This is a genomic window from Pseudomonas sp. GW822-FHT02G04 (genome assembly GCF_058802085.1).
Genome location: NZ_JBXANU010000022.1, coordinates 36,186 through 60,546, shown reverse-complemented (window position 1 = coordinate 60,546; position 24,361 = coordinate 36,186). Strand labels below are relative to the sequence as shown.

21 protein-coding genes are annotated in these 24,361 nt (G+C 59.7%); 10 read left to right on the top strand and 11 right to left on the bottom strand.

Translation table 11 applies throughout. From position 1 onward, the window contains the following. Positions 1 to 109 precede the first annotated feature (109 nt). Positions 110 to 961: a glycine betaine ABC transporter substrate-binding protein gene (locus AC1RO5_RS23385; RefSeq protein ID WP_493177907.1), complete on the bottom strand. Its 852-nt coding sequence runs from the start codon at positions 959 to 961 to the stop codon at positions 110 to 112. Positions 962 to 1,246: 285 nt separating this feature from the next. Here AC1RO5_RS23385 and AC1RO5_RS23380 point away from each other — a divergent pair, with 285 nt between their 5' ends. Continuing rightward, positions 1,247 to 2,842 (top strand): glycoside hydrolase family 17 protein, encoded by a 1,596-nt coding sequence (locus tag AC1RO5_RS23380; RefSeq protein WP_493177906.1) that lies wholly within the window; start codon positions 1,247 to 1,249, stop codon positions 2,840 to 2,842. A 121-nt stretch (positions 2,843 to 2,963) separates the two neighbouring features. Here the strand turns inward: AC1RO5_RS23380 and AC1RO5_RS23375 are convergent, their stop codons facing one another. Then, a complete protein-coding gene (locus AC1RO5_RS23375; RefSeq protein WP_493177905.1) occupies positions 2,964 to 3,332 on the bottom strand; it encodes a hypothetical protein in 369 nt (122 codons plus the stop codon). 221 nt (positions 3,333 to 3,553) lie between these two features. Here AC1RO5_RS23375 and AC1RO5_RS23370 point away from each other — a divergent pair, with 221 nt between their 5' ends. Both AC1RO5_RS23370 and AC1RO5_RS23365 read left to right on the top strand, forming a co-directional pair. Then, positions 3,554 to 4,852: a serine/threonine protein kinase gene (locus tag AC1RO5_RS23370; protein ID WP_493177903.1), complete on the top strand. Its 1,299-nt coding sequence runs from the start codon at positions 3,554 to 3,556 to the stop codon at positions 4,850 to 4,852. Then, entirely contained in the window at positions 4,845 to 5,633 is a 789-nt protein-coding gene (locus AC1RO5_RS23365; RefSeq protein WP_007939158.1) for an MlaA family lipoprotein, read from the top strand. Before AC1RO5_RS23370 ends, AC1RO5_RS23365 begins: the two co-directional genes overlap by 8 nt. Before the next feature lie 197 nt (positions 5,634 to 5,830). On the opposite strand, the gene AC1RO5_RS23360 is transcribed toward AC1RO5_RS23365, so the two are convergent. Beyond that, complete coding sequence (locus AC1RO5_RS23360) at positions 5,831 to 6,745, bottom strand: DUF808 domain-containing protein (RefSeq protein ID WP_493177901.1); 915 nt, start codon at positions 6,743 to 6,745, stop codon at positions 5,831 to 5,833. A gap of 134 nt (positions 6,746 to 6,879) precedes the next feature. Between AC1RO5_RS23360 and AC1RO5_RS23355 the strand changes: the two genes are divergently transcribed. Further along, positions 6,880 to 7,485, top strand: a complete 606-nt coding sequence (locus AC1RO5_RS23355; protein WP_493177900.1) for a TetR/AcrR family transcriptional regulator — start codon at positions 6,880 to 6,882, stop codon at positions 7,483 to 7,485. Between the two features lie 71 nt (positions 7,486 to 7,556). Here AC1RO5_RS23355 and AC1RO5_RS23350 read toward each other — a convergent pair whose 3' ends face one another. The 3 genes from AC1RO5_RS23350 to kynU all read right to left on the bottom strand — a co-directional run bounded on the left by AC1RO5_RS23350 (position 7,557) and on the right by kynU (position 11,710). Continuing rightward, the gene (locus AC1RO5_RS23350; protein WP_493177898.1) at positions 7,557 to 8,966 is read right to left on the bottom strand and encodes an amino acid permease; all 1,410 of its coding nucleotides are present in this window, start codon (positions 8,964 to 8,966) and stop codon (positions 7,557 to 7,559) included. Between the two features lie 74 nt (positions 8,967 to 9,040). Continuing rightward, positions 9,041 to 10,354 (bottom strand): OprD family porin, encoded by a 1,314-nt coding sequence (locus AC1RO5_RS23345; protein WP_493177897.1) that lies wholly within the window; start codon positions 10,352 to 10,354, stop codon positions 9,041 to 9,043. A 105-nt stretch (positions 10,355 to 10,459) separates the two neighbouring features. Then, positions 10,460 to 11,710 carry a kynureninase gene (kynU, locus tag AC1RO5_RS23340; RefSeq protein WP_493177896.1) on the bottom strand — a complete coding sequence of 417 codons (1,251 nt, stop codon included), beginning with the start codon at positions 11,708 to 11,710 and terminating at the stop codon, positions 10,460 to 10,462. 210 nt (positions 11,711 to 11,920) lie between these two features. Here kynU and AC1RO5_RS23335 point away from each other — a divergent pair, with 210 nt between their 5' ends. Beyond that, entirely contained in the window at positions 11,921 to 12,394 is a 474-nt protein-coding gene (locus AC1RO5_RS23335; protein ID WP_018925093.1) for an Lrp/AsnC family transcriptional regulator, read from the top strand. A 175-nt stretch (positions 12,395 to 12,569) separates the two neighbouring features. Here AC1RO5_RS23335 and AC1RO5_RS23330 read toward each other — a convergent pair whose 3' ends face one another. The 5 genes from AC1RO5_RS23330 to AC1RO5_RS23310 form a co-directional block, all read right to left on the bottom strand. Continuing rightward, positions 12,570 to 13,583, bottom strand: a complete 1,014-nt coding sequence (locus AC1RO5_RS23330) for an AraC family transcriptional regulator (protein ID WP_493177894.1) — start codon at positions 13,581 to 13,583, stop codon at positions 12,570 to 12,572. A 22-nt stretch (positions 13,584 to 13,605) separates the two neighbouring features. Then, complete coding sequence (locus AC1RO5_RS23325) at positions 13,606 to 15,009, bottom strand: amino acid permease (RefSeq protein WP_493177893.1); 1,404 nt, start codon at positions 15,007 to 15,009, stop codon at positions 13,606 to 13,608. Positions 15,010 to 15,107: 98 nt separating this feature from the next. Next, entirely contained in the window at positions 15,108 to 15,962 is an 855-nt protein-coding gene (gene kynA, locus AC1RO5_RS23320) for a tryptophan 2,3-dioxygenase (RefSeq protein ID WP_493177892.1), read from the bottom strand. Further along, the gene (gene kynB, locus AC1RO5_RS23315) at positions 15,959 to 16,624 is read right to left on the bottom strand and encodes an arylformamidase (RefSeq protein ID WP_493177890.1); all 666 of its coding nucleotides are present in this window, start codon (positions 16,622 to 16,624) and stop codon (positions 15,959 to 15,961) included. Before kynB ends, kynA begins: the two co-directional genes overlap by 4 nt. A gap of 221 nt (positions 16,625 to 16,845) precedes the next feature. After that, positions 16,846 to 17,286, bottom strand: a complete 441-nt coding sequence (locus AC1RO5_RS23310) for a GlcG/HbpS family heme-binding protein (protein ID WP_493177889.1) — start codon at positions 17,284 to 17,286, stop codon at positions 16,846 to 16,848. A gap of 266 nt (positions 17,287 to 17,552) precedes the next feature. Between AC1RO5_RS23310 and gcl the strand changes: the two genes are divergently transcribed. From gcl to pyk, 5 genes are all read left to right on the top strand, one after another. After that, a complete protein-coding gene (gcl, locus tag AC1RO5_RS23305; RefSeq protein ID WP_493177888.1) occupies positions 17,553 to 19,328 on the top strand; it encodes a glyoxylate carboligase in 1,776 nt (591 codons plus the stop codon). Between the two features lie 151 nt (positions 19,329 to 19,479). Further along, positions 19,480 to 20,262, top strand: a complete 783-nt coding sequence (hyi, locus tag AC1RO5_RS23300; protein WP_018925087.1) for a hydroxypyruvate isomerase — start codon at positions 19,480 to 19,482, stop codon at positions 20,260 to 20,262. Between the two features lie 210 nt (positions 20,263 to 20,472). Beyond that, on the top strand, positions 20,473 to 21,363 hold the full coding sequence (locus tag AC1RO5_RS23295) for a 2-hydroxy-3-oxopropionate reductase (protein ID WP_007939173.1): 891 nt from the start codon (positions 20,473 to 20,475) through the stop codon (positions 21,361 to 21,363). Positions 21,364 to 21,539: 176 nt separating this feature from the next. Next, positions 21,540 to 22,820 (top strand): glycerate kinase type-2 family protein, encoded by a 1,281-nt coding sequence (locus tag AC1RO5_RS23290; protein ID WP_493177886.1) that lies wholly within the window; start codon positions 21,540 to 21,542, stop codon positions 22,818 to 22,820. After that, positions 22,810 to 24,225, top strand: a complete 1,416-nt coding sequence (gene pyk / locus AC1RO5_RS23285) for a pyruvate kinase (RefSeq protein ID WP_493177885.1) — start codon at positions 22,810 to 22,812, stop codon at positions 24,223 to 24,225. Before AC1RO5_RS23290 ends, pyk begins: the two co-directional genes overlap by 11 nt. The last annotated feature ends 136 nt before the right edge of the window (positions 24,226 to 24,361 follow it).

Genomic DNA, 24,361 nt, shown 5'->3' with positions numbered 1-24,361 from the left:
GAACGACATGACTGTTTCGCCCCGCCTTGCTCCCACAGAAAGCAAAAAAGCCCCTTGGCATTTAAGCCAAGGGGCCTTGAGAAGTGCTGACCAGACGCTTCAGCTCAAATTATTTGGTCCATTCGGCAACGCGATCCGGGTGTTTGGCCACCCAGTCTTTCGCTGCGGCTTCAGGCTTGGCACCGTCCTGAATCGCCAACATGACTTGGCCGATTTCGTCTTTCGACGCCCACTGGAAGTTCTTCAGGAACTTCGCGACTTCAGGCGCTTTGGTTGCCAGTTCTTTGCTGCCGATGCTGTTCACGGTTTCAGCAGCGCCGTAAACGCCTTTCGGGTCTTCCAGGAAGCGCAGTTTCCACTTGGCGAACATCCAGTGCGGCACCCAACCGGTGACGGCGATGGATTCGTTTTTCTTCTCGGCACGGGTCAGCTCGGCGATCATGCCGGCGCCGGAACTGGCCTTGAGGGTGTATTTGTCCAGGTCGTAATCCTTGATGGCCTGATCGGTCTTGAGCATCACGCCTGAACCGGCGTCGATGCCGACGATACGGCCCTTGAAGCTGTCATCGGTTTTCAGATCCGCAATCGACTGGGCCTTGACGTACTCCGGCACGATCAGACCGATTTTCGCATCCTTGAAGTTCGGGCCGTAGTCGACGACCTGATCCTTGTTCTTCGCCCAGTATTCGCCGTGAGTCACAGGCAGCCAGGCCGACAGCATGGCGTCGAGTTTGCCGGTGGCCACACCTTGCCACATGATCCCGGTGGCAACCGCTTGCAGTTTCACGTCATAACCGAGTTTCTGTTTGATCACTTCAGCAGCCACGTTGGTCGTGGCGACGCTGTCCGACCAGCCGTCGACATAACCGATCGTTACTGCCTTGCCTTCAGCGCTGGCTACGGTAGAACTGATCGCCAGCACCAAAGCGGCACCTGCGCCCAAGAGTCGTCGCATCTTCATCGTTACTTCCCCGAAAGTGCTGCACTCGACGGATGCCGAGTCGCTCAACGTATTTTTATGGTGCACAGCGCCCCCATCACGCCGACCGCAAACTCGCTCGATCATCAGCGGAGTACTGACGTGTCGATCATCAACCTGACGCCAACGGTGACCTGCTCTGTCAGCGACCTCAAGGCATCGAGAAACGACATCAGAAGGCCATTAATTGCGACCGTCGCAAATGCCTCGGCCGGCCCGCCCGAACTTTGCATGTCAAAACCATGCAGGCCACCAAGCGCAGGGCAAATGCAGGTAACATGCCCGGCTTTGCTCCCAGACGGCCTGACCATGCCCGCGACATCACGCTTTCCTTTTTTGGCTTATCTTTTCGCTTGCCTGCTGGGGCTGTTTGCCCTCGGCGGCTTCTGGTACGGCCTCGGCAAACCGGTGATCCTGCCGGATGTGGCCAGTGCAACGCACAAACTGCAATGTGCCTCCTACACTCCGTTCGACAAGGACCAGTCGCCGTTCGATGTGCCGTTCAAACTGCGCCCCGAGCGCATGGACGCTGACCTCGCGCTGCTGGCGACCCGTTTCGAATGCATCCGCACCTATTCCATGACCGGCCTTGAGGCCCTGCCCGATCTGGCGCGCAAGCACGGCTTGAAGCTGATGATCGGCGCCTGGGTCAACAGCAACCCGGTGGACACCGCCAAGGAAGTCGACCTGCTGATCGCCTCGGCCAATGCCAACCCGGATGTGGTGACCTCGGTGATCGTAGGCAACGAAACCCTGCTGCGCAAGGAAGTCACCGGTGCACAGTTGGCAACGCTGATCAACAAAGTCAAAAGCCAGGTCAAACAACCGGTGACCTACGCCGACGTCTGGGAATTCTGGCTCAAGCACCCCGAAATCGCCCCGGCGGTGGACTTCCTGACCATCCATTTGCTGCCCTATTGGGAAGACGACCCGTCGAACATCGATGCCGCGCTGCAACATGTGGCTGAAGTACGTCAGGTGTTCGGCAACAAGTTCGCCCCCAAGGACGTGTTGATTGGCGAAACCGGTTGGCCGAGCGAAGGTCGTCAGCGCGAAACGGCGCTGCCGAGCCGGGTCAATGAAGCCAAGTTCATTCGCAGCTTTGTGATCATGGCCGAGCAGCAAGGCTGGCATTACAACCTGATCGAGGCGTTCGACCAGCCCTGGAAACGCGCCAGCGAAGGTGCGGTGGGCGGTTATTGGGGACTGTTCGACGCCGATCGCCAGGACAAGGGCGTACTCGCCGGACCGGTCTCGAACGTGCCCTACTGGTCGCAATGGCTGGCGGTGGGTGGCTTGATCTTCATCGGCACGCTGATCCTCGGCGGTCTAGTTCGCAGCACCCGCGCAGCGTTGGTGCTGCCACTGCTCGGTGCCCTGGCGGCCTGCTCGATTGGCGCCTGGGGCGACCTCGCCCGCGTCACCACCCGGTTTACCAGTGAATGGTTATGGGTTGCCTTGCTGACGGGGTTGAACCTGTTGGTGCTGGCCCATGCCGCGCTGACCTTGAGCGCCCGCACCGGTTGGCGCGGGCGCGCCTTCAATGCACTGGAACGTCGGGCCGGCTGGTGGCTGGCAGCGGCCGGTTTTGCCGCGGCAGTGATGATGCTGGAACTGGTATTCGACCCGCGTTATCGCAGCTTCCCGAGTGTCGCCTTCATCCTGCCGGCGCTGGTGTATCTGTGCCGGCCGGTGAACGTGCCACGTCGGGAAATCGCCGTACTGACCTTCATCATCGGTGCCGGCATTGCGCCGCAGCTGTTTCGTGAAGGTTTGCAGAATCAGCAGGCTTGGGGCTGGGCACTGGTGAGTGTGTTGATGGTGGCGGCATTGTGGCGCAGTTTGCGGGTTCGCAAAGGCTGATCTTCAGCGAGTTTAATGGCCTCTTCGCGGGCAAGCCTCGCTCCTACAGAACTGTGTCGTTCATATCATTTATGAACGACACAGTTCTGTAGGAGCGAGGCTTGCCCGCGAAGACTGACTATCAGACGCTGCTAGAAGCCCGGACCAGACGCAAAGCAGCAATCACCACCGCAAACACCGCCAGCGTGGTGGTGTATAACGCCAGCGCCGGAAACCCGAACACCAGCGCCAATACCGCCAACCACCACCCTGCCCGCCCCGGCAGCACAAAACCGGTCACGGCTGCCGCCACTGCCGCCCAGCCCAGCACCTTGAAATGAATCATCAAGCCCAGATTCGAGCGCACCTGGCATTCCCAACGACTGGCCTCGTCAACGCAGATGCCGACCCATTGAGCATCCTCCATGAAGCCATAACGCGCGCCATAACTGGCGACCAGCCACAATGGCAGAAGAACGAGCAGCAGAATCACGGGCAGACGGCGGGACATGAAGCACTCCAATAAACGAAATCGGCGGCCAGCTTAATCCCCCGCCCGTGGTAAGCAAATAACATCAATTAACTGTTCATGAAATAACTGCAAAGTGTATCGTCCCGCTACCGTTGCTCCGAAATCAGGCCTGTTTGCGGCCGATGCATGGCACTTTGGCCCAAATCCGATGGTCATAGCCTGCGAACTTCATCCGGCACCTTCCTCTAAGGGATCCAGTCATGCTCCGTTCCTTGCGCTTCGCCGCCCTGTTTGGCGGCTTGATTTTAAGTGCGTCCGTGCTGGCGGCCGACATTGACGCCGCCAGTTATGGCTATCCCCTGACCAACCCGTTCGAGGCGACCATCGCCACGACACCGCCAGAGTTGCGTCCGGAATTGCCGCTGGACGACGATATCAATCAAGAAGATCGCAGCGTCACATTGCGCCCGGAGCGAGAGTTCAGCCTGCCGGACAACTTCTGGCCGGTGAAGAAACTCACCTACCGCATCGCCACGCAGGATCATGCCGCACCGTTGATCTTCCTGATCTCCGGCACTGGTGCACGCTATGACAGCACCCTCAACGAATACCTGAAAAAGCTCTACTACAAGGCTGGTTATCATGTGGTGCAGCTGTCATCGCCCACCAGCTTCGACTTCATGACCGCCGCCTCGCGTTTCGCCACCCCGGGCGTGACTAAGGAAGATGCCGAAGACATGTACCGGGTGATGCAGGCCGTGCGGGCACAAAACCCGAAACTGCCGGTCACCGATTATTTCCTGACCGGTTATAGCCTCGGCGCCCTGGATGCGGCTTTTGTTGCGCACCTGGATGAAACCCGTCGTAGCTTCAATTTCAAGAAAGTCTTGCTGCTCAACCCGCCGGTCAACCTTTACACCTCGGTCACCAACCTGGACAAGCTAGTGCAGACAGAGGTGAAAGGCATCAACAACACCACCACGTTCTATGAACTGGTGCTGGACAAACTGACCCGCTACTTCCAGCAGAAAGGCTACATCGACCTCAACGATGCGTTGCTCTACGACTTCCAGCAGTCCAAGCAACACCTGAGCAACGAGCAGATGGCGATGCTGATCGGCACTTCGTTCCGTTTCTCGGCGGCGGACATCGCCTTCACCTCGGACCTGATCAACCGTCGCGGCCTGATCACCCCACCGAAATTCCCGATCACCGAAGGCACCACCCTCACGCCGTTCCTCAAACGCGCGCTGCAGTGCGACTTCGACTGCTACATCACCGAGCAGGTCATCCCGATGTGGCGCGCCCGCACCGACGGTGGCAGCCTGCTGCAACTGATCGATCAGGTCAGCCTGTATGCACTGAAGGACTACCTGCACGACAGCCCGAAAATCGCCGTCATGCACAACGCCGATGACGTGATCCTCGGCCCTGGCGACCTGGGTTTTCTGCGTCGCACCTTTGGCGACCGTTTGACTGTTTATCCATTGGGCGGCCATTGCGGCAACCTCAACTATCGCGTCAACAGCGACGCCATGCTGGAGTTTTTCCGTGGCTAAATACCTCCTGCTGATCGCAGCGTTACTCTGTGCAGGCGTCGCCAATGCCGACAACAGCAAAGCCAACGCCCCTGTGGTGATCGATAAAGACGGTTTCAAGGAACCGCTGAGCAAACTCAAATTCAACCCGGGGCTGGACCAGCGCGAGTTCGAACGCTCATCGCTCAACGCGCTGAACGTCTATGACCCGCTGGAAGAGTGGAATCGCCGCGTCTACCACTTCAACTACCGTTTCGACCAATGGGTGTTCCTGCCCGTGGTCAACGGCTATCGCTACGTCACCCCAAGTTTCCTGCGCACCGGCGTCAGCAACTTCTTCAACAACCTTGGTGATGTGCCGAACCTGGTGAACAGCCTGCTGCAATTCAAGGGGCAGCGCTCGCTGGACACCACCGCGCGCCTGCTGCTCAACACCACCATTGGTGTCGCCGGCCTGTGGGATCCGGCCACAGCCATGGGCCTGCCGCGCCGCAATGAAGACTTCGGCCAGACCCTGGGCTTCTACGGCGTACCGGGCGGCGCCTACCTGGTGCTGCCGATCCTCGGCCCGTCGAACCTGCGTGACACCGCAGGCCTGGCAGTCGACTACACCGGCGAATCGGCAATCAACTTCCTGAACGTGTCCGAAGTCAGCTCCAACCACCCGGAAATCTGGGCTCTGCGCGCCATCGACAAGCGCTATCAGAATGGCTTCCGCTACGGGCAGATGAACACGCCGTTCGAGTATGAAAAAGTGCGTTACGTGTATACCGAGGCGCGCAAACTGCAGATCGCCGAGTAACTTCGGCGGCAACAAAAAAGGCCATTCGATTTGCGTCGAATGGCCTTTTTCATGCGCGGCGTCTCATGCCCCCCATCACCGTAGGAGCGAGGCTTGCCCGCGAATGAAGCCCGTCGGTTGAACTGAATGACCGCGTTATCGTTCTTCGCGGGCAAGCCTCGCTCCTACGGGACGGCCTTCGCGAGCAGCGCCAGGCTTCAAGCTTTCACCGTTTTCCAGAGCTTGCCGACAGCCATCACCCCCACCAACACCGCCGCCCCCGCGACAATCCCTGCCACCGCATTCAGCAATGTCGGCACGATAAACCCGGCCCCACCAGACGCTGCGGTGACACTCTCGATCCAGTGATGAACCACCGGCACGCCATGGGTCAGAATCCCGCCGCCAACCAAAAACATCGCCGCCGTGCCGATCACCGACAGGCTTTTCATCATGTACGGCGCCGCGCGCAAAATCCCGCCACCGATGCTTTTGGCCATCTGGCCCGGCTTCTGGGTCAGCCACAGGCCAAGGTCGTCGAGTTTGACGATGCCGGCCACCAGGCCATAGACGCCGATGGTCATGACGATGGCGATGCCCGAGAGCACGATCACTTGCTGGGTCAGCGAAGCATCAGCCACCGTGCCTAACGTGATGGCGATGATTTCCGCCGAGAGGATGAAGTCGGTACGGATCGCCCCTTTGATTTTGTCCTTCTCGAACGCCACCAGGTCGACCGCCGGGTTGGCCACGGCCTCGACCAGCTCCGCATGTTCGGCCTGATCTTCGGCTTTGCTGTGCAGGAATTTGTGCGCGAGTTTTTCGAAGCCTTCGAAGCACAGGTAAGCGCCACCGACCATCAGCAACGGTGTGACCAGCCACGGAATGAACGCACTGATGGCCAACGCCGATGGCACCAGGATCAGCTTGTTGAGAAACGAGCCCTTGGCGACTGCCCATACCACCGGGATTTCCCGTTCCGCACGCACGCCGGAAACCTGCTGGGCGTTGAGCGCCAGATCATCGCCCAGTACACCGGCGGTCTTCTTCGCGGCCATTTTGGTCATCAACGCTACATCGTCCAGTACGGTGGCGATGTCGTCGATCAGCACCAGCAAACTGCTTCCTGCCATGAATCGGGTTTCCTTCTTGAATGAATGGTGCGCAGCATAACGCGACCCGAGGCCACACGGGGCATTCTTGAGCGCCGCGCGAGGCCGGTGCTACCATGCGCAACCGCCAGAACAGGCAAGGAACCCCCTGGTTTATGAGCACTATCCGCGAGCGCAATAAAGAACTGATCCTGCGTGCCGCCAGTGAAGAATTTGCCGACAAGGGCTTCGCTGCGACCAAAACCAGTGACATCGCGGCCAAGGCCGGGCTGCCCAAGCCTAACGTCTACTACTACTTCAAATCCAAGGAAAACCTCTACCGCGAGGTCCTGGAAAGCATCATCGAGCCGATCCTGCAGGCCTCGACGCCGTTCAACGCCGACGGCGTGCCCAGCGAAGTGCTCAGCGGCTACATCCGCTCGAAAATCCGCATCTCCCGCGACCTGCCCTTCGCCTCCAAGGTGTTCGCCAGCGAAATCATGCACGGCGCCCCGCATTTGAGCCCCGACCTGGTCGAGCAGCTCAACGGCCAGGCCAGGCACAACATCGACTGTATCCAGACCTGGATCGACCGCGGCCAGATCGCCCCGATCGACCCCAACCACCTGATGTTCAGCATCTGGGCCGCGACCCAGACCTACGCCGATTTCGACTGGCAGATCTCCGCGGTGACCGGCAAGGCCAAGCTGGATGAGGTTGACTATGAAGCGGCGGCGCAGACGATAATCCGGTTGGTGCTCAAGGGGTGTGAGCCCGACTGATAGCGGCCCAGGACCAACGCCGACTCGGCAGTCCATGAAAACTGCCGGTCGGGATTGCATGTTTGCGCCCGCTAAACCTTCGGCAGCGGATTCAACGCCACGGCTGCCCTGGGTTTTCTGAAGAAGATCCAGTAGACAATCGTGAGGATCAGCAGGAAAGGCACACCGAATACCAAGGTCATTTTGAAGGCATCGGTGAAGTAGGTGGTGATCATCACCGCGCCCATCAGCAGCAGCCCCAACAGCGTGGTGTACGGGAACAGGCGCATGCGGAAGGACAGTTTCCGTTCAACGTTGCGCTCGTGGTAGCGACGGAAACAGTAGTGGGTCAGGAAGATCATGAACCAGGTGAAGATCGCGCCGAACATCGAGATCGCCATCATCAAGGTGAAGGAGCTTTCCGGGTACAGCACATTGAGCAACGTTGCCAGGGCAATGCCCGAGCTCGACAGCAGCAAGGCATTCAGCGGGATTCCGGTCTTGCTCAACACCCCCATGGACTTGGGTGCATAACCGCCGCGGGACAGGCTGAACATCATGCGGGTGGTGATGTAGAGCTGACTGTTCATCGCCGACAACGCCGCAATCAGGATCACAAAGTTCATCACGCCGGTTGCGCCGGGAATACCAATGGTCTGCATGACGGTGACGAACGGGCTCTGCGCTTGACCGGCCTGGACCCACGGCACAATCGCCAGCATCAGGGCCAGGGTCAGCAGGTAGAACACCACCAGCCGCACGATGGTCGCGCGAAAGGCCTTCTTCACCGCCCGCTCCGGGTCCTGCGCCTCACCGGCGGCCACTGCGATCATTTCCACGCTTAGATAGCTGAAGATCGAGACGATCACCGCAATCCACATGCCTTGCAGACCATTGGGAAAGAAGCCGCCGTGGGCCGTGTAATTGTGCACGCCGTAATCCGCGTTGCCGGATCCGAACACCACATACACCGCGAGGATGATAAAGCCGACAATCGCACCGATCTTGATGGTCGAGAACCAGTACTCGAAGGTGCCGAAGGTTTTCACGCTGATGGCGTTGAGCACGATCAGCATGCTCGAGAACGAAACAATCCAGATCCATTCCGGCACGTTGGCGAACCAGTACTTCATGTACATCGCCACCGCCGTCACTTCCGTGCCCACTGCCAGCACAATCGCTGCCCAATAGGCATAGCGCACCAGGAACCCGGCCAATGGGCTGACATAGAATTCGGCATAGGCGCCGAACGAGCCGGAGGTCGAATGGGCCACGGTCATTTCCGCCAGACAACCCATCAACAGCAGGGTGATGATCGCGCCAATGGCGTAGCTGAGCAGCACGCTCGGCCCGGCATAACCAATGGCGTAGGCACTGCCCATGAACAGCCCGGTGCCAATCGCACCGCCAATGGCGATCATGCTCATCTGACCCGAGGTGAGCTGGCGCCTGAGGCCCTGCTCACGCTTGGAGATGTTTTCAAAACCGGCGTTATCGGTCATTTTTCTGTCCTCTGAATATTGTCTTTCTTGAAGAGAGCAAGTCGTTTGGGTTGCCGGTGGGGATCAGCCACGGATCAGAAAATATTCAGCGGATACTCGATGATCACCCGGACTTCGTTGTTGTCGGTGGTGTCTGCCCGAGCCACCTGGGCGGTGGAACGCACACTGGCCTGACGCACACGTATCGACAGGTCCTTGGCCTTGCCCTCCTGCACCACGTAGCGCACTTCAAGGTCGCGCTCCCAGCGCTTGCCGTCGCTGCCGTAACGTCCATAGGCACCATTGGGGCCGCCGTCGTAGTGGCTGTCGTCGATATGGTCACCGCTCACATAGCGCGACATGAAGCTCAGGCCCGGCACACCGAAAGGCGCCATGTCCAGGTCATAACGCAGTTGCCAGGAGCGTTCATTGGGCGCGTTGAAATCGAGGATCTGTACCGAGTTGGCAAGGAATATCGAGGTGCCCGGCTGCTGATCGAAGCCGAGGTAATCGAACGGTTCATCGCCATCGACCTGTTGGTAGGCCAGGGTCAAGCGGTGCGCACCCACCTTGTAAGCGGCGGCCAGCGACCAGGTGGTGTTGTCGATCTTGCCGGCCAGGCTCTGGCCATAGTCGTTGGTGCGATAGAGGTTGAAATCCAGATTCAGCGACTGGTTTTCGCTCAGGGCATAGCTGTAGTTGGCGTTGGCGTAGTACTGCCGCCAGATATCAGCGAACTGCGAACCGTACAGGCTGACGCTCAATTGATCGCTCAGGGCATAGCTGCCGCCCAGATAATCGACGCTGCGAGTCTCGACCCCGGCATACAGCGCCTTGAGGGCGCCATCGTCGTTGGTCGACGCACTGTCATTGCCCGAAGTGAAGTGCCCGGCATCGAGTTTCAGTCCTTCCAACTCGTTGCTGGTCAGCTGGAAACCATTGGCGTAGGTGGTGAACAGGCGTGCCGAGCCGGTGCCGAACACCGGGTTGAGCGGTGTCAGGTTGCCGTATTTGAGTTCGGTCTTCGAGATCCGCGCCTTGAGTGCGCCACCCGCTTCGGAATACTCATCCTCGGCACGTCCATCGGAACCGACCGGCAATAAACCGGTGCCGGCACGACCCCTGCCGCTGTCGAGCTTGAGCCCCAACTGCGCGTAGGCATCGACTCCGAAACCCACCGCGCCCTGGGTATAGCCGGAACGGTAATCGAGCATGAGCCCGTGGGCCCATTCCTCCCGATAGTTCTGGCCGCCCGGGTTGTTGAGGTTGTTGCGGTAGAAATAGAAATTGCGGTTGGTCAGGGTCAGGCTGCTGTCTTCAACGAATCCATTGTCGGGTGCGGCATAGGCCACTTGGCCGAGACAGCTGGTAATGGCGAGCGGCAAGGCGGGCCAAAGGGACAGTTTCATTCTGCGTGTTCCTTATTATTGTGTTTTCACAGAAGTGCTTATCGGAGGCGACCGAAGCCCTGCTGCCGGGAAATTCGCGGCAGCAAGACAAAGGCGTCGGGGGTATCAGGTGACGCTGTGGCGGATCTGGAATTGCTCTTGCGCCCAGGTTTTCTGATCGAGTATTTCGCCGAGGATCTGCACCGCATCCCAGACCTCGGTGAAGCTGGTGTACAGCGGGGTGAAGCCGAACCGCATGATCCGCGGCTCGCGGTAATCGCCGATCACGCCACGGGCGATCAAGGCCTGGATCACCGCATAGCCCTGGGGATGTTCGAAGCTGACATGACTGCCACGCTTGGCGTGTTCGCGTGGAGTGACCAGGGTCAGCTCGTGAGCGGCGCAGCGCTGCTCGACCAACTGGATGAACAGGTCCGTCAGCGCCAGGGATTTTCTGCGCAGGCTGGCCATGTCGGTCTGGGCGAAGACATCCAGGCCACACTCGATCATCGCCAATGAAGTGATGGGCTGGGTGCCGCACAAATAGCGGGCGATTCCGCTGCTCGGCTGGTAATGCGACTCCATGGCGAACTGCCGCGAATGACCGAACCAACCGGACAGCGGTTGCGCCACCAGATCGCACAGCTCAGGGGAAACCCAGACGAAAGCTTGCGAGCCCGGACCGCCATTGAGGTACTTGTAGGTGCAACCGATGGCGTAGTCGGCGCGCGCCTGATGCAGATCGACCGGCACCGCCCCGGCGGAATGCGCCAGGTCCCAGATGGCCAGCGCGCCACATTCGTGGGTCAGCGCGGTCAGGGCCTGCATGTCGTGCATGTAGCCGGTCTTGTAGTTGACGTGGGTGAGCATGACCACCGCGGTGTCCTGGTCAATCGCTTGCGGCAGCTCTTGCGGGCTGTCGACCAGACGCAGGGTGTAGCCCTGCTGCAGCATGTCCGCCAGACCTTCGGCGATATACAGGTCCGTCGGGAAGTTGCTGGTCTCGGTGACGATCACCCGCCGCGTCGGTGCCCGCGTGGCCTGCACGCGCAGGGCGGCGCTGAGTACCTTGAACAGGTTGATCGAGGTGGTGTCGGTCACCACCACTTCGCCGTCACCGGCGCCAATCAGCCCTGCCAGTCGATTGCCCAGACGTTCAGGCAGGTCGCGCCAGCCAGCGCTGTTCCAACTGCGGATCAGGCCATTGCCCCATTCATCGCAGATCACTGCCTGAGCACGCGCCAGCGCGGCGACCGGGCGCGCGCCCAGGGAGTTGCCGTCGAGATAGATCACGCCTTCAGGGAGCGCAAACTGCTGACGCAGAGGGGCCAGAGCATCCTGCGCATCAAGCGCCAGACAATCGTTTCTTGTAGTCATTGGGTGTCCTGCTTTTTTGAAAGAAGTGCCGTCCGGGCAAATCGCGATAATCGGGTGTGAGTGTCGTGGTTCAGGCATTATTTGCGCCTTCACGGTGAGGAAATAATGAACGAAGCTTTAGAGAATTTTCGTGCAAAGTAAGCGGCCATCTAGTATTTATCTCGAAGAAAATTCGAATCCAACTCCAAATATCGCGGATTTATTCTAGTCATGACTCTCGACCCGACAGACCTGCGGATCCTGCACCTCTTGCAACGAGACGGCCGTATCAGCAACCACGAAATGGCAGAGAAGGTCGCGCTGTCGCCGTCGGCCTGTTTGCGTCGTTTACGCCTGCTGGAAAGTGAAGGAATCATCACCGGCTATCGCGCGATGCTGAACGCCGAAAAGCTGGGAGTCGAACTGGAAGCCATCGTCCATGTGTCATTACGACAGGACGTCGAGGACTGGCACGAGACCTTCATCAAGAAGGTCCAGTTGTGGCCGGAAGTGGTCACCGCCTATGTGATTACCGGGGCGAGCAACTATGTGCTGCGGGTCCAGGCGCGTAACGTCAAGCACTTCTCCGACTTCATCGTCAACCACCTGAACCGCACGGCGGGGGTGACTGATATCCGTTCGGAAATCGTGTTGCAGAAAATCAAGGAGCGGGAGACGTTGCTTGATTTGGTGGTGCGTAAGTGAGCGCCAGTTAATGGGTATCGATTATCAGGTGATCAATTGTGGCGAGGGAGCTTGCTCCCGCTGGAGCGCGAAGCGGTCCTGAAATTCGCAACCGAGGTTTGTCAGAGATCCCCCATCCGCAGGCTTTAGGGCTGCTTCGCAGCCCAGCGGGAGCAAGCTCCCTCGCCACAAATATTCAGACCCCGCGCATGCGCCGGGCTTCGTTACGCTGCAAGGTCATGCTGGGGGACTCGTCGAACAACTTGCGGTATTCGACGGAAAAACGTCCGAGATGGGTAAAGCCCCAGCCCATGGCGATCGCGGAAATATTACGCGCCGAGCCGTGTTCGAGAATTTCCTGGCGCACAGCGTTCAACCGGTACTTTTTCAGGTAGACCATCGGCGACAGGGCGAAGTACTTCTTGAACGCCTCGCACAGCTTGAAACGCGAGACCCCGGCCGCGACCTCGATGTCCTCCAGGTGCAAGGCTTCGCGAGCATTGTCGTGAATGTATTGCTTGGCCCTGATCAGGTAGTGCGGCAGTTTCACCCCGAGCACGTTGCGCAATTCTTCGGAGTAGTTGTTCGGCTGGGCGAGGATCAAGCCTTTGATCAATGAGCTTTCGATGTCCCGAGTGAAGACCACCTGTTCGTACAGTTCATTGCTGCGTTCCAGCTCCGCGATGAAATAGCGCGCCATGCGCCACCACGAGGCCGACGCGCCGTCCACCGCATCCATCACCGGCTCGAAACGCAGCGGCGTATCCAGCGGTCGCTGCAGCATGCCCTCCAGCGACTCGCTCATGGCGGCGCGGGTGATCACCACCTGAACTTTGCGACAGTCGCCGGAGATCGCCAGCATCTGGTTCTCGTTCGGGGAAATGATCACCCCTTGATCGCGGTTGGATTTCGACACGCTGCCGTTCTTGCTCAGCTCCTGCTCGCCCACCAAAGGCAAACTCAGGCTGTAACTGCTGAAGTGCTCGGCGTCTTCGATATCGATGGTGACATCGGTGCCGTATGAGAGGGTGCCCAGGGTCGTGGCCATCGACTTGAACACATTGGCGCTGTGATGAAAGCGGATCCGCTCGGGCGTCGAAGTCTGCAGGCGGTGGGGCCCGCAGATACCAGACATCCAGTTCCTCGCACCCTCGAGGTCATAGTGATCGATACGAATGTCGCGAAACTGCGGATCAGCGTTGCTACTCATCACGGCGCCCCCACGGCAAAGGCTATTGAACCATCGGCAAGGCCTGATCCTTGGCCATACGCATCCGGTAAAAGCCGAAGATGATCAACACCCACACCGGTATGGCGAAGACTGAAGCACGTACCCCTGGAATCATCAGCATGACGCAGACGATCATGGCCATGAAGGCCAGGCACAGGTAATTGCTGTAGGGAAACCAGAACGCCTTGAAGCCCGGCACGATGCCTTGCTGGCCCATGACTTTGCGAAATTTCAGGTGCGTCAGGCTGATCATCGCCCAGTTGATCATCAGCGATGCGACCACCAGTGCAAAGAGCAACTCAAGCGCTTGATGCGGGGCGAGGTAGTTAACCAGCACGGACAGCATGGTGATCAACGCAGATACGCCGAGCGCCAGTAGAGGCACGCCCTGCTTGTTCAGTTTCATCAGCGCCTTGGGGGCGTCGCCCTGTTCAGCCAGGCCATAGAGCATGCGGCTGTTGCAGTAGACGCCACTGTTATAGACAGAGAGCGCCGCGGTGAGCACCACGAAATTGAGGATGTGCGCTGCGGTGTCGCTGCCGATCAAGGAAAAGATCTGCACGAACGGGCTGCCGCTATAGGCATCGCCCGAAGCGCCCAGTGTTTGCAGCAGTTGATCCCACGGATACAGCGACAACAACACGGTGAGTGCGCCGACGTAGAAGATCAGCACGCGATAAACCACCTGGTTGATCGCCTTGGGAATCACCTTACCCGGCTCGCTGGCTTCAGCGGCGGTGATGCCGACCAGCTCCAGGCCGCCGAAGGAGAACATGATGAACGCCATGGACATCAGCAATCCGGTGGTGCCGTTGGGAAAGAAGCCGCCGTGACTCCACAGATTGCTGACCGAGGCCTGCGGGCCGCCCGTTCCGCTGAACAGCATGTAGCAGCCCAGGACGATCATGCCAATGATCGCGACGACCTTGATGATTGCGAACCAGAACTCCATCTCGCCGAAGACTTTGACGTTCATCATATTGATCAAATTGACCAGGACGAAGAACACCGCCGCACTGACCCAGGAGGGGACTTCCGGCCACCAGAACTGCACGTACTTGCCGACAGCCGTCAACTCGGCCATGCCCACCAGCACATACAGCACCCAGTAGTTCCAGCCGGACAGAAAGCCGGCATAGCCGCCCCAGTACTTGTGGGCAAAATGACTGAAGGAGCCGGCCACCGGTTCCTCGACAATCATCTCGCCCAGCTGGCGCATGATCAGAAAGGCGATGAAGCCGGCAATCGCATAGCCGAGGATCATCGACGGCCCGGCCGACTTGAGTACTCCGGCAGAGCCGAGAAACAACCCGGTACCTATCGCTCCGCCCAATGCGATCAGCTGAATATGACGATTTTTCAGCCCTCGCTTGAGCTCGCCTTGTCGCAAGATTTCATCCGCCATCTGGTTACCTTCTAATTGTTATGGTCAGGCATGGTTTGAATGCGTCAGTTTATTCAATTGCCGCTCGGTTTAAGCGTTCAAACATCATTCTCGGTAAATTAAAGAGTTGAGCGCACTCGCCACAACTCCGGGAACAGCACGGTATCGAGCATCTTGCGCAGATAACCGACACCTTCTGTGCCACCGGTCCCTGGTTGAAAGCCGATGATCCGCTCGACCGTGGTCACATGCCGGAAACGCCATTGACGGAACGAATCCTCAAGGTCGATGAGTTTCTCCGCCAGCTGATAGAGATCCCAATAACGCGAAGGGTCGGTGTAGACCTCACGCCAGGCGGCTTCGACCGACGCATCATGCGCCGTCGGACTGCTCGGATCGCGCTCGAAACGCTGTGGGTCGATGGTCAAGCCTGCGCTGACCATCAAGCGAATCGCCTCGTCATACAGCGACGGTGTGGCGATCGCCTTTTCAAGCGCCTGCAACAGTTCCGGGCGATGCGCATGGGGGCGCAACAGGGTCGCACTTTTGTTGCCCAGAATGAATTCGATCTCGCGGTACTGGAACGACTGGAAGCCCGATGACTGCCCCAGAAACGGCCGTATCGCGTGGTACTCGGTGGGTGTCATGGTGGCCAGCACCGTCCAGGCATGCACCAGCTGATCAAAAATCCGCGAGACCCGCGCCAGCATCTTGAAAGCGGGCGGCAACTCTCCCAGTCGAACGTGTTCACGGGCGGCATTGAGTTCGTGCAGCATCAGCTTCATCCACAGCTCTGACGTCTGATGCTGGATGATGAACAGCATCTCGTTATGGTCCGGAGACAACGGGTGCTGTGCACTGAGAATGCGCCCCAGATCCAGGTAGTCGCCGTAGCTCATGGAGTCGGAAAAATTCAGCTCGGCGTTATGCCATTCTTCCGTCTGGTTTGCAGGTGAATAGGGGCATTGGCTCATTGAGTCGGCTCCTCAAATTGCGGTTTATTCAGTGGACGCAAAATTGCCCTGACCGGACTGGCGTCCAGGTGGGCAAAACGCAGCGGCAGCGCGATCAATTCATAGTCCCCTTCCGGGACGTCATCGAGCACGATGCCCTCGAGGATGGCCATGCCATGTCGGGCTACGGCATTGTGCGAATCCATGGTTTTGGATTGCTGAGGGTCCAGCGACGGCGTATCGATACCGATCAAGCGCACACCGAGATTCGCCAGCAGGTCGACGGTTTCTTTGGCGACTGCGGTGAAATCCGGATCCCAGGCGCTCAACGGCGCTTGTTGCCAGGTGCGCAGCAGCACCCGTTCAGGCAGATCTTGCAAGCGACCTTCAAGCTGCTCGGGGTGCACCAGCCGGCCGCTGTTCAGGCAGTGCAGCACACGGCAAGGCCCCATATAGACATCGAGCGACACATCGCCAATGGCCGCGCCATCAGCGCTGTAATGCAGCGGCGCGTCGACATGGGCACCCGTATGAGGCGACAGGGTGATACGCCCGACATTCACCGGACACTCGGGTCCGAAGCTCCAGACGCGCTCTTCCTGAAAAGGTGTGTCACCCGGCCAGGTAGGCGTAGCGGTGCTCAAAGGCGGGCTGATATCCCACCACGACAGTGTTGTTTTCATTGCAAAGCTCTCGGCCTGTTCCGAGAGAATGATACGAGTGATACCTGTGAATTTTCTTGCAAAAATATTCGGCAACAGCCAAATGTTTCGCACAAAATTCTAAAAAACCGGAATTTACCGGATGGAAATTTCAACGGAAAAAGCAGGCAGCTAAAAAGCTGTTTTCCCGCAAGGCGCTTTCGCGAGCCAGCCCGCGAAAGCGCTAAATCAGACGCCGAAGATCAACCAGCCACTCCCGCATCCGCCCTCAACCCCTGCCCCTCGATCGCACGGATCGCACATTGCTCATCAACATCAGACAAATCCCCACTGATACCGACCGCCCCCAACACAGTCCCATCCTGATCCCGAACCAACACGCCGCCCGGCACCGGGACGACGCTGCCCTGCCCCAGGCTATTCAACGCGGCGAAGAACGCCGGGCGTTGTTGGGCGTCCTGGGCCAGCAGGCGTGAGCCCTTGCCCAAGGCAATCGCGCCCCAGGCCTTGCCGATGGCGATCTGCGGGCGCAGCAGGCTGGCGCCGTCTTCGCGTTGCAGAGTTATCAAGTGCCCGCCGGCGTCCAGCACGGCAACGGTCAATGGCGCGGCGGAAATTGCACGGCCTGCGGAGATGGCTTGAGTGGCCAGGTTAACTGCGACGTTCAAGGTTAAAGCGCTCATGGTGCCGTCCTCATTTTGTTATAGGGAAAGCCGTTGGACTGCTTTGTGTTGCGCAATCCGATGCAACAAATAGAACACAATGAATTATTTTTTTGTATACAATAATTTTCGAAAAGCGCCACATGCGACGAAAAGCCACAGTTCTTTGGGCTTCCGACGAATGAACCAGCCGCTTGAGAAAATGGATTGACCTGCGCCGTCCGCCGTGAATACACTCTGCGCAAAGCCGCTTGTATACAATTATAAAACGTAAGAGGCACAAAACCATGAGCAAAATGAGAGCAATCGAAGCCGCCGTTCTGGTGATGCGCCGTGAAGGGGTCGATACCGCTTTTGGCATCCCGGGCGCCGCGATCAACCCGCTGTACTCCGCCTTGCAGAAGGTCGGTGGCATCGATCACGTCCTCGCTCGCCACGTTGAAGGCGCCTCGCACATGGCCGAGGGTTACACCCGCACCAAGGCCGGCAACATCGGCGTGTGCATCGGCACATCGGGACCTGCCGGTACCGACATGGTCACCGGGCTCTACAGCGCCTCGGCCGACTCGATCCCGATCCTGTGCATCACCGGGCAAGCACCGCGAGCCCGTATGCACAAGGAAGACTTCCAGGCTGTCGACATCACCAGCATAGTCAAGCCGGTCACCAAGTGGGCGACTACGGTTCTGGAGCCGGGCCAGGTGCCTTACGCGTTCCAGAAAGCCTTCTATGAGATGCGCTCCGGCCGTCCGGGCCCAGTGCTGATCGACCTGCCGTTCGACGTGCAGATGGCCGAAATCGAATTCGACATCGACGCCTACCAGCCGCTGCCATTGGCCAAACCGAGCGCGACCCGCGTGCAGGTGGAAAAAGCCCTGGCCATGCTCGACCAGGCTGAACGCCCATTGCTGGTAGCCGGTGGCGGCATCATCAATGCCGACGCCAGCGAGTTGCTGGTGGAGTTCGCCGAGCTGACCGGTATTCCGGTCATCCCGACCCTGATGGGCTGGGGCACCATCCCGGACGATCACCCGCTGATGGTCGGCATGGTCGGTCTGCAAACCTCGCACCGCTATGGCAATGCGACGATGCTGAAGTCCGACGTGGTGCTGGGCGTCGGTAACCGTTGGGCCAACCGTCACACCGGTTCGGTCGACGTTTACACCGAAGGCCGCAAGTTCATTCACGTCGACATCGAACCGACCCAGATCGGCCGCGTGTTCACCCCGGACCTGGGCATCGTGTCCGACGCCGCTGCCGCATTGACCGTGTTCATCGAAGTCGCTCGCGAATGGCAAGCCGCCGGCAAGCTGAAAAACCGCAGCGTCTGGCTGAAAGACTGCCAGCAGCGCAAAGCCAGCCTGCAGCGCAAGACTCACTTCGACAACGTGCCGGTCAAGCCGCAGCGCGTTTACGAAGAGATGAACCAGGTGTTCGGCAAAGACACCTGCTACGTCAGCACCATCGGTCTGTCGCAGATTGCCGGCGCGCAGTTCCTGCACGTTTACAAACCGCGTCACTGGATCAACTGCGGCCAGGCCGGCCCGTTGGGCTGGACCATTCCGGCCGCGCTCGGCGTGGTCAAGGCGGATCCGACCCGCAAGGTGGTGGCGCTCTCGGGCGACTACGACTTCCAGTTCATGATCGAAGAACTGGCGGTGGGCGCGCAGTTCAAGCTGCCGTACATCCACGTCGTGGTGAACAACTCGTACCTGGGGCTGATCCGTCAGGCGCAGCGCGGTTTCGACATGGACTACTGCGTGCAACTGTCCTTCGACAACCTCAACGCTCCGGAACTCAACGGTTACGGTGTCGACCATGTCGCGGTCGCCGAAGGCCTGGGTTGCAAGGCGCTGCGGGTATTCGAACCGGGTCAGATCCAGCCTGCCCTGCGCAAGGCTCAGGAGATGATTGAAGAGTTCAAGGTGCCGGTGATCGTCGAGATCATTCTGGAGCGCGTGACCAACATTTCCATGGGCACCGAGATCAACGCCGTCAACGAATTCGAAGACCTGGCGCTGGTCGGCAACGATGCGCCAACGGCGATTTCGTTGCTCGATTGATGATCGTTCCCACGCTGATCGTTCCCACGCTCTGCGTGGGAATGCAGCCCGGGACGCTCCGCGTCCCAACAGCGGACGCAGAGCGTCCAATGAGGCATTCCCACGCAGAGCGTGGGAACGATCAGCCCTCACACACTTACGGGAGACCACCATGCCGCGTTTCGCAGCCAACCTGTCCATGCTGTTCACCGAGCAGGATTTTCTTGCCCGTTTCGACGCTGCCGCCAAGGCCGGCTTCAGTGGTGTCGAATACCTGTTCCCCTACGACTTCAGCTCCGCCGAAATCAAGGCCAGGCTCGATGCCAATGGCTTGACCCAGGTGCTGTTCAACCTGCCGGCCGGTGACTGGGCCAAGGGCGAACGCGGTATTGCGTGCCTGCCGGACCGGGTTGAAGAATTCCGCGCTGGTGTCGATCTGGCGATCGCCTACGCCCAGGTGCTGGGCAACACCCAGGTCAACTGCCTGGCCGGTATTCGTCCACAAGGCGTCGACGAGGCTACCGTGGAAAAAACCTTCGTCGCCAACCTCAAGTACGCGGCCGACAAGCTGCAAGCGGCGGGCATCAAACTGGTGATGGAAGCGATCAACACTCGCGACATTCCGGGCTTCTACCTGAACAACACGGCGCAAGCCCTGTCGATTCGTGAGCAGGTCGGCAGCGCCAACCTGTTCCTGCAATACGACATCTATCACATGCAAATCATGGAGGGCGACCTGGCCCGCACCATGGCCGCGCACCTGGATGAGATCAACCACGTGCAATTGGCCGACAACCCAGGGCGCAACGAGCCGGGCACCGGTGAAATCAACTACCGCTTCCTGTTCGAACACCTGGACCGCATCGGTTATCAGGGTTGGGTCGGCTGTGAATACAAGCCACTGACCACCACCGAAGCGGGTCTGGGCTGGTTGAAAACCCATAACGCGATCTGATGTTGAAACAGAACCATTGTGGCGAGGGAGCTTGCTCCCGTTCGGCTGCGAAGCAGTCGTAAACCTGCGAGCAAGTTTTACCTGGCACACCACGGCGGTTGGTTTGGGGTCGCTTCGCAACCCAGCGGGAGCAAGCTCCCTCGCCACAGGATGTGTCTACCTCAGCTACGCGCACATTATTTGGCGACACAAAAACAAGAGGATTTTCTCATGGCTAAAATCGGATTTATCGGCACCGGCATCATGGGCCACCCAATGGCATTGAACCTGCAGAAAGCCGGTCACAGCCTGTTCCTGTCGGCGCACCACGACCCTGCGCCTGCCGACCTGGTGGCCGCTGGCGCCGTTGCGCTGGCGAACCCGAAAGAAGTCGCCCAGGAAGCCGAATTCATCATCGTCATGGTTCCCGATACCCCGCAGGTCGATGACGTGCTGTTCCGCGCCGACGGCGTTGCAGCGGGCGTCAGCAAGGGCAAAGTCGTGATCGACATGAGCTCGATCTCGCCGACGGCCACCAAAACCTTCGCCGCCAAAATCAACGAAAAAGGCGCGCAATACCTCGACGCCCCGGTTTCCGGCGGTGAAGTCGGCGCCAAGGCCGCGACCCTGAGCATCATGGTCGGTGGTGAAGCCGATGCCTTCGAACGCGCCCTGCCGCTGTTCCAGGCCATGGGCAAGAACATCACCCTGGTCGGTGGCAACGGTGACGGGCAAACCGCGAAAGTGGCGAACCAGATCATCGTCGCGCTGAACATCCAGGCCGTGGCCGAAGCGTTGTTGTTCGCCTCGAAAAACGGTGCCGACCCAGCGAAGGTGCGTGAAGCACTGATGGGTGGTTTCGCCTCGTCGAAGATCCTTGAAGTTCACGGCGAGCGCATGATCAAAGGCACCTTCGATCCGGGTTTCCGCATCAGCCTGCACCAGAAGGACCTGAACCTGGCCCTGGCCGGTGCCCGCGAGCTGAACATCAACCTGCCGAACACCGCCAATGCCCAGCAAGTGTTCAGCACCTGCGCGGCCATCGGTGGCAGCAACTGGGATCACTCGGCGCTGATAAAGGGCTTGGAACACATGGCGAATTTCTCGATTCGCGATAAATAACGCCTGTCCCGTACTGATCATTCCCGCGCTCTGCGTGGGAATGCATCCCGGGACGCTCCGCGTCCCTGCCAAAGCGGACGCAAAGCGTCCATTAAGGCATTCCCACGCGGAGCGTGGGAACGATCATTACAGGGAACCGAGTTGCCCTCCAATAACAAGAATTCCGGGAGCCCGCCATGTCGGTCGATCCGCAACAATTGCTGCGCGAGCTGTTTGCCACAGCCATCGACGCGGCCCATCCGCAGCACGTCCTTGAAGCCCATCTGCCAACCGACCGCAGCGGTCGGGTGATCGTCATCGGCGCCGGTAAAGCCGCTGCAGCCATGGCCCAGGTGGTCGAACGCTGCTGGCAGGGTGAAGTGTCTGGCCTGGTAGTGACCCGCTACGGCCACGGCGCCCCATGCGAAAAAATCGAAGTGGTCGAAGCCGCGCATCCAGTACCGGACGCTGCCGGTCTGGCCGTCGCGAAACGGGTTCTGGAACTGGTCAGTAACCTGAGCGAAGACGACCGTGTGATCTTCCTGTTGTCCGGCGGTGGCTCTGCCCTGCTCGCCTTGCCTGCCGCCGGCATCACCCTGGCCGACAAGCAATCGATCAACAAAGCGCTGCTCAAATCCGGCGCGACCATCGGCGAGATGAACTGCGTGCGCAAGCACCTCTCGGCGATCAAGGGTGGGCGTCTGGGCAAAACCTGCTGGCCGGCCACGGTTTACACCTATGCGATTTCCGATGTGCCGGGCGATCTCGCCACGGTCATCGCCTCCGGCCCCACCGTGGCCGACCCGAGCACCTCGGCTGAAGCGTTGGCGATCCTCAAGCGTTATGCCATCGAAGTCCCGACCTCGGTGCGCAACTGGCTGCAAAGCCCCGATTCGGAAACGGTCAAACCCGGCGATCCGAGTCTGGCCCGCAGTCATTTTCAATTGATCGCCCGTCCGCAGCAGTCACTGGAAGCGGCGGCGGTGAAAGCCCGTCAGGCTGGTTTCAGCCCGTTGATTCTCGGCGACCTGGAAGGTGAATCCAGGGAAGTGGCGAAGGTCCACGCCGGCATTGCGCGGCAGATCGTCCAGCACGGCCAGCCGCTGGCGGCGCCGTGCGTGATTCTGTCCGGCGGCGAAACCACCGTCACCGTGCGCGGCAATGGCCGTGGCGGGCGCAACGCCGAATTCCTGTTGAGCCTGACCGACAGCCTCAAAGGCCTGCCCGGCGTCTATGCCCTGGCCGGTGACACCGACGGTATCGACGGCTCCGAAGACAATGCCGGCGCGATCATGACTCCGGAAAGCTATGCCCGTGCCGCCGCCCTAGGCCTGAGTGCAAGCGATGAGCTGGACAACAACAATGGCTATGGCTACTTCGCGGCGCTGGATGCACTGATCGTCACCGAGCCGACTCGCACCAACGTCAACGACTTCCGCGCCATCCTGATTCTCGAGAGCCCTAAACATGACGCCTGACAAGAAGGTCAAAATCCTCGCCACCCTCGGCCCGGCCACCGACGGGATCGACGATATCCGTGAGCTGGTGCGGGCCGGGGTCAATATCTTTCGCCTGAACTTCAGCCACGGCGATCACGCCGACCATGCACAGCGCTATCAGTGGATTCGTGAAGTCGAGCGCCAGCTGAATTATCCGCTGGGGATTCTGATGGACCTGCAAGGCCCGAAACTGCGGGTCGGCAAATTCGCCCAGGGCAAAGTGCAGCTGCATCGCGGCCAGGCATTGCGCCTGGATCTGGATGCGACGCCGGGGGATCAGCGCCGGGTCAACCTGCCCCACCCGGAAATCATTGCCGCGCTGGAGCCCGGCATGGACCTGCTGCTGGACGACGGCAAGTTGCGCCTGCGGGTGGTGACCAAGTACGCCGACGCCATCGACACCACGGTGCTCAATGGCGGCGAGCTGTCGGATCGCAAAGGCGTTAACGTGCCGCAAGCGGTGCTCGACCTGAGCCCGCTGACCGCCAAGGACCGTCGCGACTTGAGCTTCGGCCTCGAGCTGGGTGTGGACTGGGTCGCGCTGTCGTTCGTGCAACGCCCGGAAGACATCCGCGAAGCCCGCGCGCTGATCGGCGACAAAGCGTTCTTGATGGCCAAGATCGAGAAGCCATCGGCCGTGACTCAACTGCGGGAAATCGCTGAATTGAGCGATGCGATCATGGTCGCTCGTGGTGACCTCGGCGTGGAAGTGCCGGCCGAAAGCGTGCCGCAGATTCAGAAAAACATCATCGGCACCTGCCGCCAACTCGGCAAACCGGTGGTGGTGGCGACGCAGATGCTGGAGTCGATGCGCTTCTCCCCGGCCCCGACCCGCGCCGAAGTCACCGATGTCGCCAACGCCGTGGCCGAAGGCGCGGACGCGGTGATGCTGTCGGCGGAAACCGCGTCTGGCGAGTACCCGCTGGAAGCCGTGCAGATGATGAGCAAGATCATCCGTCAGGTGGAAAACGGCCCGGATTATCAAACCCAACTGGACGTGAGCCGGCCAAAAGCCGAGGCCACGGTGTCGGACGCCATCAGCTGCGCGATCCGCCGTATCAGCAACGTGCTGCCGGTGGCGGTGCTGGTGAACTACAGCGAGTCCGGCACCTCGAGCCTGCGGGCGGCGCGGGAACGGCCGACGGTGCCGATCCTCAACCTGACGCCGAACCTGCAAACCGCTCGACGTTTAACCGTGGCGTGGGGCGTGCATTCAGTGGTCAACGATCGGCTGCGTCAGGTGGATGAAGTGTGCTCGACAGCGCTGGAAATCGCCCAGGCACAGGGGATGGCTCAGCGCGGGGATACGTTGCTGATTACCGCGGGCGTGCCGTTTGGGCAGCCGGGGTCAACCAATTCGTTGCGCATCGAGACATTAATCTAACCCCTCACAATGATCGTTCCCACGCTCTGCGTGGGAATGCAGCCCGGGACGCTCCGCGTCCCAAGAGCAGACGCAGAGCGTCCATTGAGGCATTCCCACGCAGAGCGTGGGAACGATCTGTACTGACAGCCCCCAC

What these genes read in the sequence shown, in the direction of transcription:
- AC1RO5_RS23385 (WP_493177907.1), bottom strand. Translation starts at nt 961, where the DNA reads ATGAAGATGCGACGACTCTTGGGCGCAGGTGCCGCTTTGGTGCTGGCG.
- AC1RO5_RS23380 (WP_493177906.1), top strand. Translation starts at nt 1,247, where the DNA reads ATGCAGGTAACATGCCCGGCTTTGCTCCCAGACGGCCTGACCATGCCC.
- AC1RO5_RS23375 (WP_493177905.1), bottom strand. Translation starts at nt 3,332, where the DNA reads ATGTCCCGCCGTCTGCCCGTGATTCTGCTGCTCGTTCTTCTGCCATTG.
- AC1RO5_RS23370 (WP_493177903.1), top strand. Translation starts at nt 3,554, where the DNA reads ATGCTCCGTTCCTTGCGCTTCGCCGCCCTGTTTGGCGGCTTGATTTTA.
- AC1RO5_RS23360 (WP_493177901.1), bottom strand. Translation starts at nt 6,745, where the DNA reads ATGGCAGGAAGCAGTTTGCTGGTGCTGATCGACGACATCGCCACCGTA.
- AC1RO5_RS23355 (WP_493177900.1), top strand. Translation starts at nt 6,880, where the DNA reads ATGAGCACTATCCGCGAGCGCAATAAAGAACTGATCCTGCGTGCCGCC.
- AC1RO5_RS23350 (WP_493177898.1), bottom strand. Translation starts at nt 8,966, where the DNA reads ATGACCGATAACGCCGGTTTTGAAAACATCTCCAAGCGTGAGCAGGGC.
- AC1RO5_RS23345 (WP_493177897.1), bottom strand. Translation starts at nt 10,354, where the DNA reads ATGAAACTGTCCCTTTGGCCCGCCTTGCCGCTCGCCATTACCAGCTGT.
- kynU (WP_493177896.1), bottom strand. Translation starts at nt 11,710, where the DNA reads ATGACTACAAGAAACGATTGTCTGGCGCTTGATGCGCAGGATGCTCTG.
- AC1RO5_RS23335 (WP_018925093.1), top strand. Translation starts at nt 11,921, where the DNA reads ATGACTCTCGACCCGACAGACCTGCGGATCCTGCACCTCTTGCAACGA.
- AC1RO5_RS23330 (WP_493177894.1), bottom strand. Translation starts at nt 13,583, where the DNA reads ATGAGTAGCAACGCTGATCCGCAGTTTCGCGACATTCGTATCGATCAC.
- AC1RO5_RS23325 (WP_493177893.1), bottom strand. Translation starts at nt 15,009, where the DNA reads ATGGCGGATGAAATCTTGCGACAAGGCGAGCTCAAGCGAGGGCTGAAA.
- kynA (WP_493177892.1), bottom strand. Translation starts at nt 15,962, where the DNA reads ATGAGCCAATGCCCCTATTCACCTGCAAACCAGACGGAAGAATGGCAT.
- kynB (WP_493177890.1), bottom strand. Translation starts at nt 16,624, where the DNA reads ATGAAAACAACACTGTCGTGGTGGGATATCAGCCCGCCTTTGAGCACC.
- AC1RO5_RS23310 (WP_493177889.1), bottom strand. Translation starts at nt 17,286, where the DNA reads ATGAGCGCTTTAACCTTGAACGTCGCAGTTAACCTGGCCACTCAAGCC.
- gcl (WP_493177888.1), top strand. Translation starts at nt 17,553, where the DNA reads ATGAGCAAAATGAGAGCAATCGAAGCCGCCGTTCTGGTGATGCGCCGT.
- hyi (WP_018925087.1), top strand. Translation starts at nt 19,480, where the DNA reads ATGCCGCGTTTCGCAGCCAACCTGTCCATGCTGTTCACCGAGCAGGAT.
- AC1RO5_RS23295 (WP_007939173.1), top strand. Translation starts at nt 20,473, where the DNA reads ATGGCTAAAATCGGATTTATCGGCACCGGCATCATGGGCCACCCAATG.
- AC1RO5_RS23290 (WP_493177886.1), top strand. Translation starts at nt 21,540, where the DNA reads ATGTCGGTCGATCCGCAACAATTGCTGCGCGAGCTGTTTGCCACAGCC.
- pyk (WP_493177885.1), top strand. Translation starts at nt 22,810, where the DNA reads ATGACGCCTGACAAGAAGGTCAAAATCCTCGCCACCCTCGGCCCGGCC.